Genomic DNA, 15,993 nt, shown 5'->3' on the forward strand with positions numbered 1-15,993 from the left:
CAAAGATACTTTTTTAAGATTGGATCCCTCTAATTATAATATGAAGTTAAAAATTAGCCAAACCAGGCGACTATTTTTTTTGCTGCCCTAGTAGTTAGCTACATTTGCGATCACCAAAAATTTAATTATGTCTATACTTACAATCGTTTTAAACATTTTACTTCCACCACTCGCTGTTTTTTTAAAACACGGATTGGGAGTAACTTTTTTGATAAGCATTTTATTAACTCTTTTAGGCTGGATCCCGGGAATGATTCATGCTTTTATAGTTAATGGTACAAAATAATATTACAAGCGGCCTGGAATTAACTCCAGGCCTCTTGTGTTTTAATATTTTAAGATTAGAGAAGCTTGTTCTAATGCTTCTTTTCGATTTTCATTACCTTTTTTTCCCATTTCCAGGCACTTTTTAAGGCTTCATCCAAATTATATGCTGCTTTCCAGTTGAGAACTGAATTTGCCTTATTCGTATCGGCATAGGCGGCAATAACATCCCCTTCCCTCCTGTCGGCGACTTTGTAGGATAATTCCTCACCAGTAGACTTCTGAAAAGATTGGATCACTTCAAGTACTGTATTTCCTTTTCCAGTACCTAAATTAAAGACATCATAATTTTTTTCAGAAGAATTATCGAGTAGACGTTTCAAAGCAACTACATGAGCCTTTGCAAGATCCATCACGTGAATATAATCCCGAATACAGGTTCCATCCTTGGTTGGGTAATCATTCCCAAAAACCGAAAGTTGCTCCCTTATGCCAATAGCCGTTTGGGTGATAAAAGGCACAAGGTTTTGAGGAGTTCCTATAGGTAATTCCCCTATTTCTGCTGAGGGATGTGCACCAATAGGATTAAAATATCTTAAGGAGATCGCTTTGAAAGCAGGATGAACTTTGCAGGTGTCTTCAATAATTTCCTCTCCTATTTGTTTGGTATTTCCATAAGGCGACATCGCTTTCTTTATAGGTGCATCTTCCTTTATAGGTAAAGTATCTGCCTGGCCATATACCGTACATGACGAACTGAAAATAAAGCTGGCCTGTTCCTTTTGACTTAAATGTTGTAGAATATAAATTAAACTGGATAAATTGTTTTCATAATAAAGCAAAGGGTTTTCAACACTCTCCCCTACCGCTTTTGAAGCTGCGAAATGAATTACGCCATTAATATCTGGATATTTCTCAAAAAAATTGGCCACAGCCTCTTTATCCCTAAGATCCATATTCTCGAATTCGGGTGTTATCTGGGTTATTTTTGTAATCCCGGCAAGTACATCCAGTGATGAATTTGATAAATTATCGATTATCACTACTTCATAGCCTTGTTCCTGTAAAGCTACCACAGTATGTGAGCCAATAAAACCGAGTCCGCCGGTTACTAATATTTTTGATTTCATGAATTTGTTTTCTAATTATGTGCAAATTAGGAAAAATGCTAATCCCAGGAACATTTTTTTTCTCTATTGGTATAAGAATGCTTTGTTTTAACATTACTTTATAAACCAACCTTTGATTTTAAATTTAGATTTTCTTCTTAAACACACGCTATAAAATTTACCTTTGCACAAATTTGTATACCATGACCTTAAAGACAAAGATCAGCACATTTAGATGGATAAGTATCCTTGAAGGAATCTCATTTCTCGTGCTTTTATTTTTAGCTATGCCGTTAAAGTATTTTTTTGATTTACCACAGATGGTCCAAATAATTGGAATGGCTCACGGAGTTCTTTTTCTTGCATACATTGTAGGAGCTGTTTTAATGTATTCCCCTTTAAACTGGAGACCGCAAACACTTTTAATAGCCATTGTGTGCTCAGTAATCCCTTTTGGGCCATTTTACATAGAAAAGAAATATCTGTAGCATGAAAGAATTTATGGATTTTAAGGATATTAGTTGTTTGTTGGAGAATTATTTCCTCCAGCTTGGAATGGATCCTATACTGGCAGGTTATCTTAACCTGTTCATTAATATAACTTTGCTGGTTCTGCTCATATACATAATCAATTATGTGCTTAGGAGATTTGTAATTGAAAGTTTTAAAACCTTCACCAACAGAACTAAAACCACCTTTGATGATTTTTTGATCAAAAGTAATTTCCCAAAGTACATAGCGCAAATTGCTCCAATAGTACTTGTTTATTATGCGGCACCCTACATTCTTGTTGACCATCTTTATTCTTTAAAGGTAGTTCTCTTTGTCCTTAATATCTATGTTATTATTCTCATAGTTTGGATTTTTAGAAGTTTATTACGCACCGCAAAAAATTACCTGAAAACTCGGGAAGAATTTCACGACAAGCCAATTGATAGCTATATCCAGGTTCTAATGATTTTTATATGGGTAGTAGGCCTAATGTTTATTTTTTCTGAAGTGACTGGGAAATCCGTTATTAGCTTCGCAATATCATTGGGTGCTGCTTCGGCAATCTTATTATTGATTTTTAAGGATACCATTTTAGGTTTTGTAGCTTCTATTCAGGTTTCTGTAAATGATATTGTGAGGATTGGAGACTGGATAACCTTCAGCAAATTTGGAGCAGATGGTACGGTAACCGAAATCAATCTTGCTACCGTAAAGGTTCAAAACTTTGATAATACGTTTACAAATATTCCCACCTACAGCCTTATTTCAGATTCCTTTCAAAACTGGAGAGGAATGCAGGAATCCCCTGGGAGAAGAATTAAACGTTCCATATTCATCAAACAAAATTCAGTGAAATTCCTTAATACAAAAGAATTGGAAGGATTAAAAAAAATAGGTTTAATTGCCCCTTATCTCAACCACCGTCAAAAGGAGATTGATAGTTATAATAAAAGCAACAACGTCGATAAAGCCTTGCTTATAAATGGAAGGAATCAAACGAATTTGGGGGTTTTTAGAAAGTATGTAGATAGCTATTTACACGAACATTCTGCCGTGCACAAGGAAATGTATATAATTGTGCGTCACCAGGCTCCTACCCCGCAGGGAATTCCTCTGGAAATTTTATGCTTTAGCAGGGATAAGCGATGGGAGAATTTTGAATATATAAGCGCCGATATTTTTGATCATATAATTTCTGCCGTACCCTATTTTAATCTTCAATTATTTGAATCCCCATCAGGCGATGATCTTAGAAATTATCTAACTCCAGAAAATTATGGTAATTAAATAAGTTTCCTTCTTGTTCATCTGTTTAAAATTATGAGGTACAGATTTTGCAATTTTAAATTTCTTTGCGAAGCCCTGTTTTTCAAATAATTAATTGAATCCGGTATACAAGGATTTAATGAATTAATTGAAAAATTAAAAGTATGTTTGTGATTATAAAAAATAATTTTAACCAAAAGTTTGATGCTTGAATTTTTATCTGAATCTATATGAAACTTAAAACTTTTTTACAAATTTTTGGTGTTATTGCCGTAGTGGCTACAATGGTTCCATTATTTGCTGCCGATTTCTGGTGGATTCGCATTTATGATTATTTTCATATTCAGTTAACCTTGCTAACTCTTGCTGCACTTGCTGCGTATTTTATAAGGTTCGATATTAAAAGAAAAGAGGATTATATATTCATGGGAGTGCTTTTAGCCTGTTTCTTTTACCAGCTATTAGGGATTTATCCGTATTTACCACACAAAAATTATATAGTTGGGGACGCTTCTCCAGGCCAAACTGAAAATAATTTAATATGGCTATATGCGGCCAATGTCCTTCAGAAAAATACAGATCCAAGTCTATTGATTAAGGAAATTGAACAAAAAGATCCGGATGTTTTATTATTAACCGAAACAGACCTGAGATGGAAAAATGACCTTTCGCAAGCAGTGTCTGGTTATCCTTATAAAGTTGAAGTTCCACTTGGTAATACCTATGGAATGTTATTGTATTCGAAATTGGAAATGTTGGATCCAAAAATCCGCTATCTCGTAGATGATAGCATCCCATCCATACATACTACGTTAAGATTGAGGTCTGGAAATTTGGTGAAATTTCACGCAATCCACCCTACTCCACCTATGCCACAGCACAATCCCTCTTCTTCAGATAGGGATGCTGAAATGATGATTGTCGCAAAAATGGCGATGGACTCTGACTTACCGGTAATTGTTGCCGGAGATTTTAACGATGTTGCCTGGTCTGGAACCACATCTCTATTTGCGAATGTCGGTGGATTACTCGACACAAGGGTAGGTCGTGGATTTTATAATTCCTTTGATGCTACAAGTTTTTTAATGCGCTGGCCTTTGGATCATTTTTTTGTGACCGAAGAATTTAGAGTTAAACAAATTAATTTAGGAAATGATATAGGATCCGATCATTCTCCATTGGAAATTATCTTAAGTCTGGAACCTGAATTAGCCGAAGAACAAAGACCTAAACCTGCTTCTAAAGATCAAATTAAACGCGCAGATGAACAAATTAAAGTTGCCAGGGAAAAACAGGAAGAAAAGAAAAAAAATGGGGAATGATGACTTTCCATATTGTTATAGATTAAACCCTATGACAGCCTTGACCCGTTTAAATCTAATCTACCAATGGATTTAATTTCCCGATACCCGCCCGTCTAGTTCTTTAAGGATTTTGAATGTTTTTCCTTTTTATATTACTCGTCCACTTGGTCCGTGAAAATTGATCTACAATAAAGTTATTGCTGCCTTTATAATTTCAGCATGATCAAATGCTAATTCAGGAATATCATCTATGGAGAACCATTGGGCATCTTCGGCATCATCTCCGCCTTTTACTTCACTGGGATTATTTATTTTTCCTGCAAAAGCTACAGAAATCGTCCTACCGCGTGGATCTCTTCCTAAAGCTCCAAAAGCGCCAACTTGTTGAAGCTTTTCCATGCTAAGACCTGTTTCTTCCTTTAGTTCCCGCAATGCTCCTGTTTCTAGAGCTTCATCCACTTCCAGAAAACCTCCAGGAAGAGACCACTGGTTTTTAAAAGGGTCATTTTTCCGCCGAATCAATAATAATTCATATCCATTCCGGACTTCTTTAAAAATGACCGAATCTACCGTAACTGCTATATTTTGATCTCTCATATAAATTATTTAGTGTATTTTTAAATGCCACCTTTAGGTCTAAATCCCAGATGGCCATTCGGCCTGAAGCTTTCTTCCTGAATTATACTGATTGAAACTCCAATGTAATTGATTATTTACCAATTTTAATTGATCTTCTTGAAACTATTTGAAATAGACCGTTTTTATATTCACAAATTCCCTGATTCCCTGAATGGAAAGCTCCCTTCCATAACCAGATGCTTTAGTTCCTCCAAAAGGTAACCTGGGATCGCTTTTAACCAATTCATTGATAAAAACCGCTCCGTCTTCAAATTCCGGTACCAGGTCTTCAATATGTTTAATATCTCGGGTAAAAACAGAAACACCTAATCCAAAACTGGAGGTATTAACCAGCTGTATTGCTTCTTTCTCATTCTTAAAAGTGGTTACAGAAAGTACCGGACCAAAAGTTTCTTCTTTAAAAACAGCCATATTTGGTGTAACTCCGGTAATTATGGTAGGTTCAAAGTAAGTTCCGGTTCGCTTCCCTCCTAAAATAATTTTGGCTCCTGCTTTCACCGATTGCTGTACCTGATCTTCCAAATCCTTTGCCAAATCCTCCCGCGCCATCACGCCTATAAAAGTATCTTTATCCATTGGATCGCCACTTTTTAGTTCCCTTGCCTGTTTTAAAAACAGTTCTAAAAACTTTTCGGCAATAGATTCGTCCAGGATAAGCCGTTTTCCGGCGATACAACTTTGTCCTGTATTTTGAAAACGCGCCTGAATACAGGTTTTTACGGTTTCCTCAATGTTTGCATCTTTAAAAACAACAAGCGCATTACTGCCACCCAGTTCAAGAACAGATTTCTTAATCTCTTCTCCAGCAACCGATGCTACATCACTACCGGCAGAATTGCTTCCGGTTAGAGTTACTGCCTTCACCCTTTTATCCCGGATAATTGATTCTACTTTATCACTACCTACGGGAATATTTTGGAAACATCCCTTTGGAAATCCGGCTTTTTCAAAGATCTTTTGAATGTTATTTGCAGATTGCATCACATTGCTGGCGTGTTTTAAAACACCAATATTTCCGGCCATAAGTGCAGGTGCGGCAAACCTAAATACCTGCCAAAATGGATAGTTCCAGGGCATTACCGCCAGGACAACCCCAATAGGTTCATAGGAAATATAGCTTTTTTGTGCGTCGGTTTTGACATTTTCAGCAGCCAGGTGTTTTTCGGCGTTTTCAGCATAATATTCACAAACCCAGGCACATTTTTCAACCTCTGCAATCGACTGGGAGATGGGTTTTCCCATTTCTTTTGTGATAGTTTCGGCATATTCCTGTTTATTGGAAATCAATTCCCTAGCTGCATTTTTCATCAGGTCAGCACGATGCTTGAAATCTGTCTTTTTCCAGGTTTCAAATCTTTTCGAGGCAGCCTCAAGTATTGTGTCTATTTCGGTTTTAGTGGATTCTTTAAGGCGTGCAACTTCTTCTCCGGTATATGGATTTCTTGATATGATCATACTTTAAATGCTATTTTTCTCTAAGATAAAAATATAAGGACAAAGGCATCGGGCGATTAAGACGACTTTAACGCTATAAAAATTGTTCATAATTGGTTTAAAAGTTGTGAGGAGGCAATAGATTATCGGTTGAATAATTAATTAATTTTAGAAAAACACAACGACATGAACCAGCGAGATAAAGATTTAGTTCGACTAAGACCAGAGATTCCTTCGGCCAAAGTTTCAGAAAACATGAGCCGGGATGAGCAGTTTCAAAATAAAACGCTTCGTCCCGTTGCCAAACTGCAAAATGATCTTTTGATAGAAGTATTCAAAAATTATATCAAAAAACACAAAAATGCATTTTATTCTTTTTCAGTAGAGAAAAAATTCACGTTTGTGGAAAATGCAATTCAAAAAGATATCAAATTTAGAAATAGCCTGAAAGGAATTATCATAGGTCAGTTTTCTATTGAAGAATATCTGGTTTACGTTGAAAATTCTTCAGCATTAAACAAACGAATGATGAATATTGTAAAGGAACGAATGTTCAGCAATATTCAGTTATTGGAAAATGAAATGGCGTACTAGCAATCCCAAAATTATTGTTATTGCAAAGCTCATTAGTGTTCCTATAAGCACATATTCGGTTTGTTTACGGGCCCCGGTTTCAGATTTATCACTAAATCTTAAAATAGATTTTGCAGCGATAAGGAATCCTATGGCTGAAAAATTACTGGTGAGTATAAAAGTAAGGACCAGGATACGCTCAAAAATCCCAATATATCTTCCTGCGGCTTCAAGGCTGTTTTTTTGATTCGAAGGTTCAATTTGGGTGTGCCAGCGTTTTGTGGCTTTTCCTATTAAAAATCCAACCGGGAATATCACGATAAGATATGCTCCTGCTATCAATAGAAAGGACGGGGAATTGATTAACCAACTTAGCGCGGGAAGTACCATCCCAAATCCCTGGATTAAATAGAGCCAGGCCACCAAAATAATGATAAGGTGAAATAATTGATCCAATAAAAAGTATTTTAAGTTATCATTTAACTTATTCACTTTCCATAAATCTATAAGATAGTGAGTGATACTGATAAAAAAGGCTACATACCACCATTTCAGTTCCTGCAGGAACAAATAAGTAAGCATTCCTGCGATTAAGGCGTGAATGATAAGATAATAGGACTTTCCACGGTGTTTTCGTTTATGTTGAATCCACCGGGTTGGCTGAAGCACAAAATCTGTAAGGAGGTGTGCCAGGAAAAGCTGTAATAAAATAAGAAAATTAACTTCCATTAAAATGAGTCTTTATAACCTGATGGTACCGTTGTAATAATCCCGAAACTGCTTCCCAGCCGGCGGCTTTTTTACGCTGGTTTATGGCAGATTGGCTAACTTCTAAAATTTCGGCCACTTCCCGTTCTTTTAGCCCTCTTAGCAAATAATAAACAACTTCAGCTGAAGCGGTGCTCCATTTATCGGTAATGGTGTCTAAAAGAAGAAAAGCCGTATTAAATTCCTGGTTGATGTTTTCATCGATTGTTTTTAATCGGGTCTTTCTGTTCTCCGTTTTCATTTCATCCAGAGTACGACCTGAAAATTGAAAAGCCTGACCATTGGATTCCTCAATGGCCTCCCGCTCAAGTTCCTGCATTCCTATTCCTATCGCTATTTTGAAATCGGCTATTTTTGAATATGCCTTGTTTTTACGGGTTTCTTTTAAATGGATTCGGTTTATGGCAGCTTTTATCTGGATGACTATTTTTAATGCTTCTTCTGGTTGATGTACCACTCCCTGAAAACTATCTCCCCGATAAATTTTGAAACGTATGTTTTGCTCCCCATATTCGAGGGTTATGGTTTTAAATTCTTCCTTCAGAGAATTTAAAACTTTTTCCAAAATCTCCTCTTTATATAAGGAAGAATCTACAAGATCTGCCGTTAATACTGCTACCATAATTCAAATATAACAAATTATATTAGTCTAAAACCTTATAAACCTATAAAATTAGTCTATAGACTTATATTTATATATTATAAGCTTATAGACTTATGTGAGCATGCTATCAAAAATACAGGTAACTATTAAAAATTTGCAAAATTTTCTTTTAACCGAAAACAGAAAAGTATCTTTAATTTTAAAGAGGATAAAAACCTTAAAAAGAAAACATACTATGATACCAAACCGGAAAACGCTTTTCATCAAATGCCTTGAGGAAATAAATAAAAAGATAAAAACATATAAGGACAAAATGGATGCTGTGAAAGAATCCATGGAAGCCAACGATGTACATACAGATTATGATGAGGAAGGAAACAAAGGCCAGTTGCTGGGTGATTTTGAAAAATATGCCAGATACCTAGATAATGCTCAAAAAATGAAAGAAAAGCTCAACAGTGTGGATAGGGAGCATTTTAGTGAACACATACAATTTGGGAGTGTTATAGAAACCAAAGACAGCTATTATTTTATAGCCACAGCCCTGGGCGATATAATTTTAGAGGATGGAGGTAAAGTTCATGTGATATCTACAGAAGCTCCTATTTTTGCTGAATTGAAGGGAAAAAAGAAAGGGGACACTTTTAAATTAAACGGAAAGGATATTGAGATCCTGGATATTCACTAAAATAATTTGTGTATTTAGCGCTAAATTTTTACCAATTATAGGATTTAAATTTTAAGAATACTCAATTTTTAGAATCTCCAGTTGCTGAATTTCTCCCCCCATATTAAATTGTGCAACCTCTCCAATTTTTTTTCCGGTAAGGGCGATTGCTAAGGGAGCCACAAAAGCGATTTTATTCTCCTTGATAGTAGCTTCATCTACTCCAACCAGCTGAAATTTTTGGATTGATCCATTTTGTTTTCCGTCTAAAAACTTAAAACTGACTTTTGCACCAAAGCGAACTTTGTCTCTGGATTGTTCCAAAGGCTTTAAAATACGGGCATTGCCTATTCTTTCATTCAGTAAGTTTAAACTGCCTGTCAATGTTGCCCTGGCATGTCTTCGTTCTTTATCGTTTTCGATATCAAGATGAGAAATCTTTTCTTCCAGCGCTTCTCGTTCGTTTATAAGCTGCTGATAACCTATTGGAGTGACATAATTTATTGCCCCGGCGGGCAGAGCAGCTCTTGGAGGAATAAAGGGTGCTTCTTCCTGATCATCTTCTTTTACAAATCCCCTGCTCATAAACTCATATTTTTTGCTTAAATTAAAGTAGGAAAAAATTTGTCGTTGGGTTAAACATTAAGAATTTTTTATATGTTTTTTAGCCTTAGACTCCTTAATTTATTACAGTTTGAAGAAAGTCTAAAGGATAAAACCAGCAGCACTATAATAAAAGGTTAAAAATTTCAAATAGTTAAGAGGTTGGATGATTTCTCGTAAATTACAACCGAATTACAGCAGGTCAATTTCCAACTGAGAAAGAAACCTATAAGGCTGTTATCTAAATTCCTTTATGTGTTTTAATACCTAATTTTAATAAAGTAACAAGCATGGCTTTCAATTTTCTAAAAGGACTCAGTAGGTCTAACATAGTTTCCTTAACCTATGATCATTGTATAGATTTTTTGGAAAACACACGTTGTAAATCCTTGCCATTTCATAGTGTTGAGCACACCAAAGACGTGTATAAATATGTAAAAACCATCGCTAATTATGAAGAAGTTTTTGGGTCTGATCTAGAGCCTATTTTAATCGCTTCCCTATTCCACGATACCGGAATGGCACAAACCTATGTAGACCACGAAGAACAAAGCGTGAAATATGCATTGGAATTTTTAAAAGAGCATGAGTATCCCGAGGATAAATTAACTATTGTGACTTCTTGTATTCTTGCAACCAAAATGCCCCAAAATCCGCAAACCCTGGCTGAAAAAATCATTTGCGACGCCGACCTTTATCACTTGGGCCTGGAAAGTTATATATTTAAAAATGAGAGACTTAGAGCGGAATGGGAAGAATATTTTAATTTAAAATACTCTGAAGAAGAATGGTATGCTATTAATGTGGAATTTCTTGAAAATCAGAAATATCATACATGGTTTGGTCAAACAGTTTTGAAAAACCGTAAAGATCTCAATTGTAAGATGTTAATGGAAAGGCACGCAAAATATCAAGGTTAAATACCAGGAGATGACCCACAATTTTATTTCCTACCTTTAAGAAATGACACCGGATATACTTATATTATTTGCTATTATAATCGTGGCAATAATTTTCTTTTCTCTGGAAGTATTCCCGGTAGACAAGATCGCGTTTTTTATTTTGGTGAGTTTACTTGTCGCCAATCTGGTGAGCCCGGAAGAAGCTATCTCTGGGTTCTCCAGTCCTGCCACAATTGCCGTTTTAGCGCTGATGATTCTAGCGATTGGCCTCGAAAATAATGGGGTGATTGACCTTCTAGCAAACGGACTAAAAAAATTAAAAAACCTTCCTGTATTTTTAATGATCCCGGTATTTATGCTCATTGCCGGCGGAATTTCGGCCTTCATCAATACCACTGCGGTAGTGATTGTTTTTGTAAAAATAATCTCGGAGCTCTCTGCCAAGCATGACATTCCAATGTCAAAACTTTTAATGCCTGTTTCATTTGCCGCTATCATTGGCGGTAGTTGTACATTAATGGGAACTTCTACAAACCTTATTGTAAATGCTATCGCCGTAAACCGTGGTTTGGAACGTTTTTCATTTTTTGAATTTACGTGGTATGGGGTTATTTTTATGGTTATAACAATAGTGATTGTAACCTTAATGAATAAATTCCTTCCTTCCAGGGGAAAGACAACTATTGATGAGGATTATAACCTCGATGAATTTATTACTAAAATAATTATCAATAAAAATGCAACAATTATTGGTAAACCCATTGGTGAAACCTTTCTTTTTGAAAATGAGGATTTGGAAATTCTTCGCTTAAAACGAGATGGAATTATCAATGATAAACCGGGCAAATATATTCCGTTAAAGGAAGGAGATCAATTATTACTACGTTGTAATTTGGAAAACCTTATTAAATTAAAAGATCAAAAAGATTTTACTGTAATTAAAAATAAGGATAATAAAAAACTAACCAATCCTATAATTCAAGCGGAAGACCTGGCGGCGAATATTCAGGTAGTTGAAATTCTTATGCTTCCTAATTCTCCTTTGATAGGTAAAAGTCTGAAATCTGTAAAAAGCCAGGATTTACGCGGTGCAATTCCATTGGCAATTAGAAAAAGAAGAAGTTTGAGAAATCCTCATAGAAGGATTTTTGGTAATAAGAGAGATCAAATAGAGTTAAGGGTTGGAGATAGGCTTTTGGTTGAAGTTTCAGAAAGTGTCCTGGAGGAATTAAGCAAAGTTGAAAATGTAGCAATACTTCAGGTACATAAGGAGATTAGATCTGTCAAAAAATCCAAACAAAGGATCTCTTTCGCAATCTTGCTTCTAGTGATTGGATTATCTGCATTTTCTATTTTCCCTATTCTAAAAAGCGCACTTATAGGTTGCTTTCTTATGATATTTTCAAAATGCATAGATCTGGGAAAAATCTATTCACAGGTAAACTGGCAGATAATCTTTTTGTTGGCAGGAATGATCCCGCTGGGAGTCGCCATGAGTAATACAGGTGCCGATTTATGGATTTCCAATCAATTACTGAATGTTTTTCAGGATCAAACAGAAACCGTGATTATTGGAACACTTTTCCTTATTACTATGATCTTGAGTGGATTTGTGTCAAATAATGCCACAGCAATTATTATTACCCCTATCGCAATTACCATTGCGGTTTCCATGGAACTGGATCCAAAACCATTCATTCTGGCGGTTTTATTTGCCGCAAATTTTAGCTTTTTTACACCGATAGGCTATCAAACCAACACCATCATTTACGGAATGGGAATCTATAGATTCCGTCATTTTTTTATCATAGGTGGCGTGATTTCCCTGGCGCTTTGGATTACCGGATCCCTCCTGCTGGCAGGGAGTTTTTAAAACGGCGTCTTGTTTGAAAAATTTCAGGTATTTTTGAAAAAATATTTAAATGCGACCATTATTAGTAATTGGTTATGTTTGGCCGGAACCAAATTCCACCGCTGCGGGCTCCAGGATGATGCAGTTGCTGGAATTTTTCATTTCTGAAGGTTATTCCGTAACCTTTGCAACCACAGCCTCAGAATCTATTCACAGGGCACATCTTGAATCATTAAATATTTCGATTGTACCTATTGAATTGAACAATCCAAGTTTTGACGTGTTTTTAAGAGATCTTCAGCCTCAAATTGTGATTTTTGACAGGTTTATGATGGAAGAACAATTTGGATGGAGAGTGCATTCTATCTGTCCGGATGCTCTTAAAATATTGGATACGGAAGATCTTCATTTTTTGAGAAATTTCCGGGAACTGGAATTCAGGGGTAGAAAGCCTGGGTCAATTAAAGAATCAGATTTGGCTAAAAGAGAGATCGCAAGTATTTTCCGCTGTGATCTAAGCCTGATCATTTCAGAAGTTGAAGAAAAACTTCTGAAAGACGATTTTAATATACCGCAAAACCTCTTGCTCTACCTTCCGTTTCTTTTTAAGAAAATCACTTCGGAAGAAATCGCTTTATTACCAAAATTTGAAGAGCGCGAACATTTTATAAGTATCGGAAATTTCAGGCACGCACCCAACGAAGATGCTGTCAAGTATCTAAAACAGGAAATATGGCCCATTATCCGGAAAAAATTACCTGATGTGCAAATGCTTATTTATGGAGCTTATCCCTCTACAAAGATCACACAGCTGCATGATCCTAAAAATGGATTCCTAATAAAGGGCTGGGCCAAAGATGCAGGAGAAGTGGTTAAAAAAGCGCTAATAAGCCTGGCTCCTATAAGATTTGGTGCCGGCTTAAAAGGCAAACTCATTGAGGCCATGCAATGCGGTACTCCAAATATTACCACTTCTGTAGGTGCCGAAGGAATACCGGGAAGCCTTGACTGGAATGGATTTATTGAGGATAGTCCTGAAGGATTTGCTGCATGTGCCGTAGAACTTCACACCTCACAAACAAAATGGAAACAAGCCCAGAAAAACGGTTTTAAGATCCTTGATTCCAGGTTTTCAACCGCTGAATTTTACACCTTATTTCAAAATCGTTTACTAGATCTTCAAAGGAATCTTAAGCAGCATAGGAAAGAAAATTTCACAGGTGCCATGTTGGTGCATCACCGGGTTAAAAGCACTTATTATTTATCCAGATACATCGAAGTTAAAAACGAGCTTTTGCATATAAAAAAATCAGAGGAATTTAAAAATCCTATTGAAAACACTTAAAAAAAAAGATCACTTCTTTTAGAACAGAAGTGATCTCTAACAAACAAATAAACAAAACGTTTAAATCCTACTTATACTCAATACTGTATTAGGTTTTCTCGTACTTCGAACAGATTTTTATGCAGAGCCTGCAATGCAGGGATTTTATTTTTTGTTGCTACCAAAAGGGAAACATTGTTAATACTACCACCATAAGAAATCATTCTCACGGGAATATTATTTAAAATCTCAAACAACCTGTAGGTTTCTTTATCTTCTATCAAACCTTCTCCAACAACACAAATTATACTGTGATCCATTTCCACGGTAATCTCACCGTAAGCTTTAAGGGCATCCAGAATAGGATCAAGATTTCTGGTATCGTCTATAGAAAGAGAAATCGCGATTTCAGAAGTAGTGATCATATCTATCGCAGTTTCATGTTTATCAAAGACCTCAAATATTTTCTTTAAAAATCCGTGCGCCATCAACATCCGATTGGATTTAATTTTAATGGCGGTAATACCGTCTTTCGCCGAAATAGCCTTGAGTCCGCGATTGGTTATTTCTGAAGATATTTTAGTGCCGGGAGCCTCGGGAGTAAAGGTATTTTTTAAAAAAATAGGAATATTCCTGTGTATAACAGGTGAAACAGTTTGTGGATGAAGAATTTTCGCTCCAAAATAGGCAAGTTCTGCAGCCTCTTCAAAGGTGAGGTGAGAAAGCCTGTGCGTGTTTTCAACATATCTGGGATCATTGTTATGAAAACCGTCTATATCTGTCCAAATTTGAATTTCTTCGGCATATATTGCAGCTCCCAAAATGGTAGCTGTAAAATCGCTTCCACCACGGTTAAGTGTATTAACACGGTTGAATTTATCCATTCGAACAAATCCCTGGGTGATGTAAATTGAATCCTCGTTATTAGAATTCTTGAGAAAGGGAGCTAACAAACGTCCTACTTTTTCGGTATCAGGATTTTCAAGATTTGAAATATGCATAAACTTTTTAGCATCCAGTAAGGAATTGTTCATTCCTGAAACCTTTAAAAATTCAGAGAAAATATAGGTCATAAGCGTTTCTCCAAAAGTGAGAATCTGGGGCACGATACTTTCTGAAAAATCTTGCTGGGTAAGCCTTGAAAATCCTTGAAATAGAATTGAAATATGGTTTTTAACTGAAATATTTTCTTTTTCAGCAGGGATTAATTCGTCTGTAACCTCAAAATGTTTTCGTTTTAAACTTTCGATAGTTCCTGTTATGACCGCAGAATCTCCGGCTCGGAAATTATCACAAATTTCCACAAGATAATTTGTTACCCCGGACATTGCCGAAAGCACTATAACCCTGCTGCCATCCTGGCTTGCAATGATCCTTTTTACATTTTGAATACTTTTAGCAGAACCTACAGAAGTACCCCCGAATTTTAAAACCTTCATTTTCATTCTTTTTACGGTGCATAAGTAATCATATCCCTGAAGCAGCTAAAAAATAAACCATATTTTATATACATTTGTACATAATGTATATTATTTAACAAATGAAAACCATTACTTCCTGCGTTCACAATATTTTGAGGCATCAACCCTTTTTGGATGATGCATTGGCAAAAGACCTTATTAACTTTAGTTCCCTGGCTGCAAATTTACAACCGGAAATTGAAAAAGAATTAAGGAAGCCTGTAAAACAGGGTTCTATAATAATGGCTTTAAGGCGTTATGCACCGCAGAAAAATCTTGCTAAAAAAACAAATTTGCGGGATATGGGAGACATCGTTGTGCGCTCTGGGATCACAGAATATACTTATTTAAATTCCAAAAGTATCATGGCCAGCCAGGCAGAATTGCTGAATATAGTTAAAAATGAGCCAGAAGTTTATTTAAATTATTCCAGCAACTACCAGGAAAGCAATATTTTAGTCTCTTTAAATTTAAAGGAGACGGTTTCAGAATGTTTCAAAAATGAAAATCTGGTTTCGGTTAAAAGTGATTTGTCCAGCATTACCATAGCATTGCCAAAAAACAGTTCCAAAACCGTTGGCTTGTATTTCTATATATTTAAATTGCTGGCCTATGAGGGAATACCGGTTTTTGAAATGATCTCCACTTCAAATTATTTCGCATTATTTTTGGAAAAAGAGTATATCAATCAGGCATTTTTACTACTTAATGAGATCAAGATTTCCTGAGAAG

General features: G+C 35.9%; 17 protein-coding genes. 10 read left to right on the plus strand and 7 right to left on the minus strand.

The features are described 5' to 3' along the window. Window positions 1-127 precede the first annotated feature (127 nt). A complete protein-coding gene (locus GILLI_RS00340) occupies window positions 128-286 on the plus strand; it encodes a YqaE/Pmp3 family membrane protein (protein WP_006987120.1) in 159 nt (52 codons plus the stop codon). 70 nt (window positions 287-356) lie between these two features. Here GILLI_RS00340 and galE read toward each other — a convergent pair whose 3' ends face one another. After that, the gene (galE, locus tag GILLI_RS00345; protein ID WP_006987121.1) at window positions 357-1,394 is read right to left on the minus strand and encodes a UDP-glucose 4-epimerase GalE; all 1,038 of its coding nucleotides are present in this window, start codon (window positions 1,392-1,394) and stop codon (window positions 357-359) included. Between the two features lie 182 nt (window positions 1,395-1,576). On the opposite strand from galE, the gene GILLI_RS00350 reads away from it, so the two are divergent. The 3 genes from GILLI_RS00350 to GILLI_RS00360 all read left to right on the plus strand — a co-directional run bounded on the left by GILLI_RS00350 (window position 1,577) and on the right by GILLI_RS00360 (window position 4,453). Further along, a complete protein-coding gene (locus tag GILLI_RS00350; protein WP_006987122.1) occupies window positions 1,577-1,861 on the plus strand; it encodes a DUF3817 domain-containing protein in 285 nt (94 codons plus the stop codon). 1 nt (window position 1,862) lies between these two features. Then, on the plus strand, window positions 1,863-3,152 hold the full coding sequence (locus tag GILLI_RS00355; protein ID WP_006987123.1) for a mechanosensitive ion channel family protein: 1,290 nt from the start codon (window positions 1,863-1,865) through the stop codon (window positions 3,150-3,152). 209 nt (window positions 3,153-3,361) lie between these two features. Continuing rightward, a complete protein-coding gene (locus GILLI_RS00360) occupies window positions 3,362-4,453 on the plus strand; it encodes an endonuclease/exonuclease/phosphatase family protein (protein WP_006987124.1) in 1,092 nt (363 codons plus the stop codon). A 165-nt stretch (window positions 4,454-4,618) separates the two neighbouring features. Here GILLI_RS00360 and GILLI_RS00365 read toward each other — a convergent pair whose 3' ends face one another. Together GILLI_RS00365 and GILLI_RS00370 are read right to left on the minus strand one after the other, a co-directional pair. Beyond that, window positions 4,619-5,032, minus strand: a complete 414-nt coding sequence (locus GILLI_RS00365) for an NUDIX domain-containing protein (protein WP_006987125.1) — start codon at window positions 5,030-5,032, stop codon at window positions 4,619-4,621. A gap of 144 nt (window positions 5,033-5,176) precedes the next feature. Beyond that, on the minus strand, window positions 5,177-6,529 hold the full coding sequence (locus GILLI_RS00370) for an NAD-dependent succinate-semialdehyde dehydrogenase (RefSeq protein ID WP_006987126.1): 1,353 nt from the start codon (window positions 6,527-6,529) through the stop codon (window positions 5,177-5,179). A 165-nt stretch (window positions 6,530-6,694) separates the two neighbouring features. On the opposite strand from GILLI_RS00370, the gene GILLI_RS00375 reads away from it, so the two are divergent. Then, a complete protein-coding gene (locus tag GILLI_RS00375) occupies window positions 6,695-7,102 on the plus strand; it encodes a hypothetical protein (RefSeq protein ID WP_006987127.1) in 408 nt (135 codons plus the stop codon). Here GILLI_RS00375 and GILLI_RS00380 read toward each other — a convergent pair. After that, window positions 7,076-7,810, minus strand: coding sequence for a DUF3307 domain-containing protein (locus tag GILLI_RS00380; RefSeq protein WP_006987128.1), 735 nt, complete (start codon window positions 7,808-7,810; stop codon window positions 7,076-7,078). The two genes, GILLI_RS00375 and GILLI_RS00380, sit on opposite strands and share 27 nt — an antisense overlap. After that, a complete protein-coding gene (locus tag GILLI_RS00385; protein ID WP_006987129.1) occupies window positions 7,800-8,471 on the minus strand; it encodes a SatD family protein in 672 nt (223 codons plus the stop codon). Before GILLI_RS00385 ends, GILLI_RS00380 begins: the two co-directional genes overlap by 11 nt. A 217-nt stretch (window positions 8,472-8,688) precedes the next feature. Here GILLI_RS00385 and GILLI_RS00390 point away from each other — a divergent pair, with 217 nt between their 5' ends. Beyond that, the gene (locus GILLI_RS00390) at window positions 8,689-9,141 is read left to right on the plus strand and encodes a hypothetical protein (protein WP_006987130.1); all 453 of its coding nucleotides are present in this window, start codon (window positions 8,689-8,691) and stop codon (window positions 9,139-9,141) included. Window positions 9,142-9,192: 51 nt separating this feature from the next. Here the strand turns inward: GILLI_RS00390 and GILLI_RS00395 are convergent, their stop codons facing one another. Then, the gene (locus tag GILLI_RS00395) at window positions 9,193-9,705 is read right to left on the minus strand and encodes a GreA/GreB family elongation factor (RefSeq protein WP_006987131.1); all 513 of its coding nucleotides are present in this window, start codon (window positions 9,703-9,705) and stop codon (window positions 9,193-9,195) included. 308 nt (window positions 9,706-10,013) lie between these two features. Here GILLI_RS00395 and GILLI_RS00400 point away from each other — a divergent pair, with 308 nt between their 5' ends. From GILLI_RS00400 to GILLI_RS00410, 3 genes are read left to right on the plus strand one after another with little or no spacing between them, the layout of a single operon-like run. Continuing rightward, a complete protein-coding gene (locus GILLI_RS00400) occupies window positions 10,014-10,643 on the plus strand; it encodes an HD domain-containing protein (RefSeq protein ID WP_006987132.1) in 630 nt (209 codons plus the stop codon). Window positions 10,644-10,686: 43 nt separating this feature from the next. Next, window positions 10,687-12,498 (plus strand): SLC13 family permease, encoded by a 1,812-nt coding sequence (locus GILLI_RS00405; protein WP_006987133.1) that lies wholly within the window; start codon window positions 10,687-10,689, stop codon window positions 12,496-12,498. 49 nt (window positions 12,499-12,547) lie between these two features. Continuing rightward, window positions 12,548-13,822, plus strand: coding sequence for a glycosyltransferase (locus tag GILLI_RS00410; protein ID WP_006987134.1), 1,275 nt, complete (start codon window positions 12,548-12,550; stop codon window positions 13,820-13,822). Between the two features lie 77 nt (window positions 13,823-13,899). Here the strand turns inward: GILLI_RS00410 and GILLI_RS00415 are convergent, their stop codons facing one another. After that, window positions 13,900-15,240: an aspartate kinase gene (locus tag GILLI_RS00415; RefSeq protein ID WP_006987135.1), complete on the minus strand. Its 1,341-nt coding sequence runs from the start codon at window positions 15,238-15,240 to the stop codon at window positions 13,900-13,902. Between the two features lie 101 nt (window positions 15,241-15,341). Between GILLI_RS00415 and GILLI_RS00420 the strand changes: the two genes are divergently transcribed. Next, a complete protein-coding gene (locus GILLI_RS00420) occupies window positions 15,342-15,989 on the plus strand; it encodes a hypothetical protein (RefSeq protein ID WP_006987136.1) in 648 nt (215 codons plus the stop codon). Window positions 15,990-15,993 lie beyond the last annotated feature (4 nt).

It is taken from the genome of Gillisia limnaea DSM 15749 (assembly GCF_000243235.1).
GTDB classification, from domain to species: Bacteria; Bacteroidota; Bacteroidia; order Flavobacteriales; family Flavobacteriaceae; genus Gillisia; species Gillisia limnaea.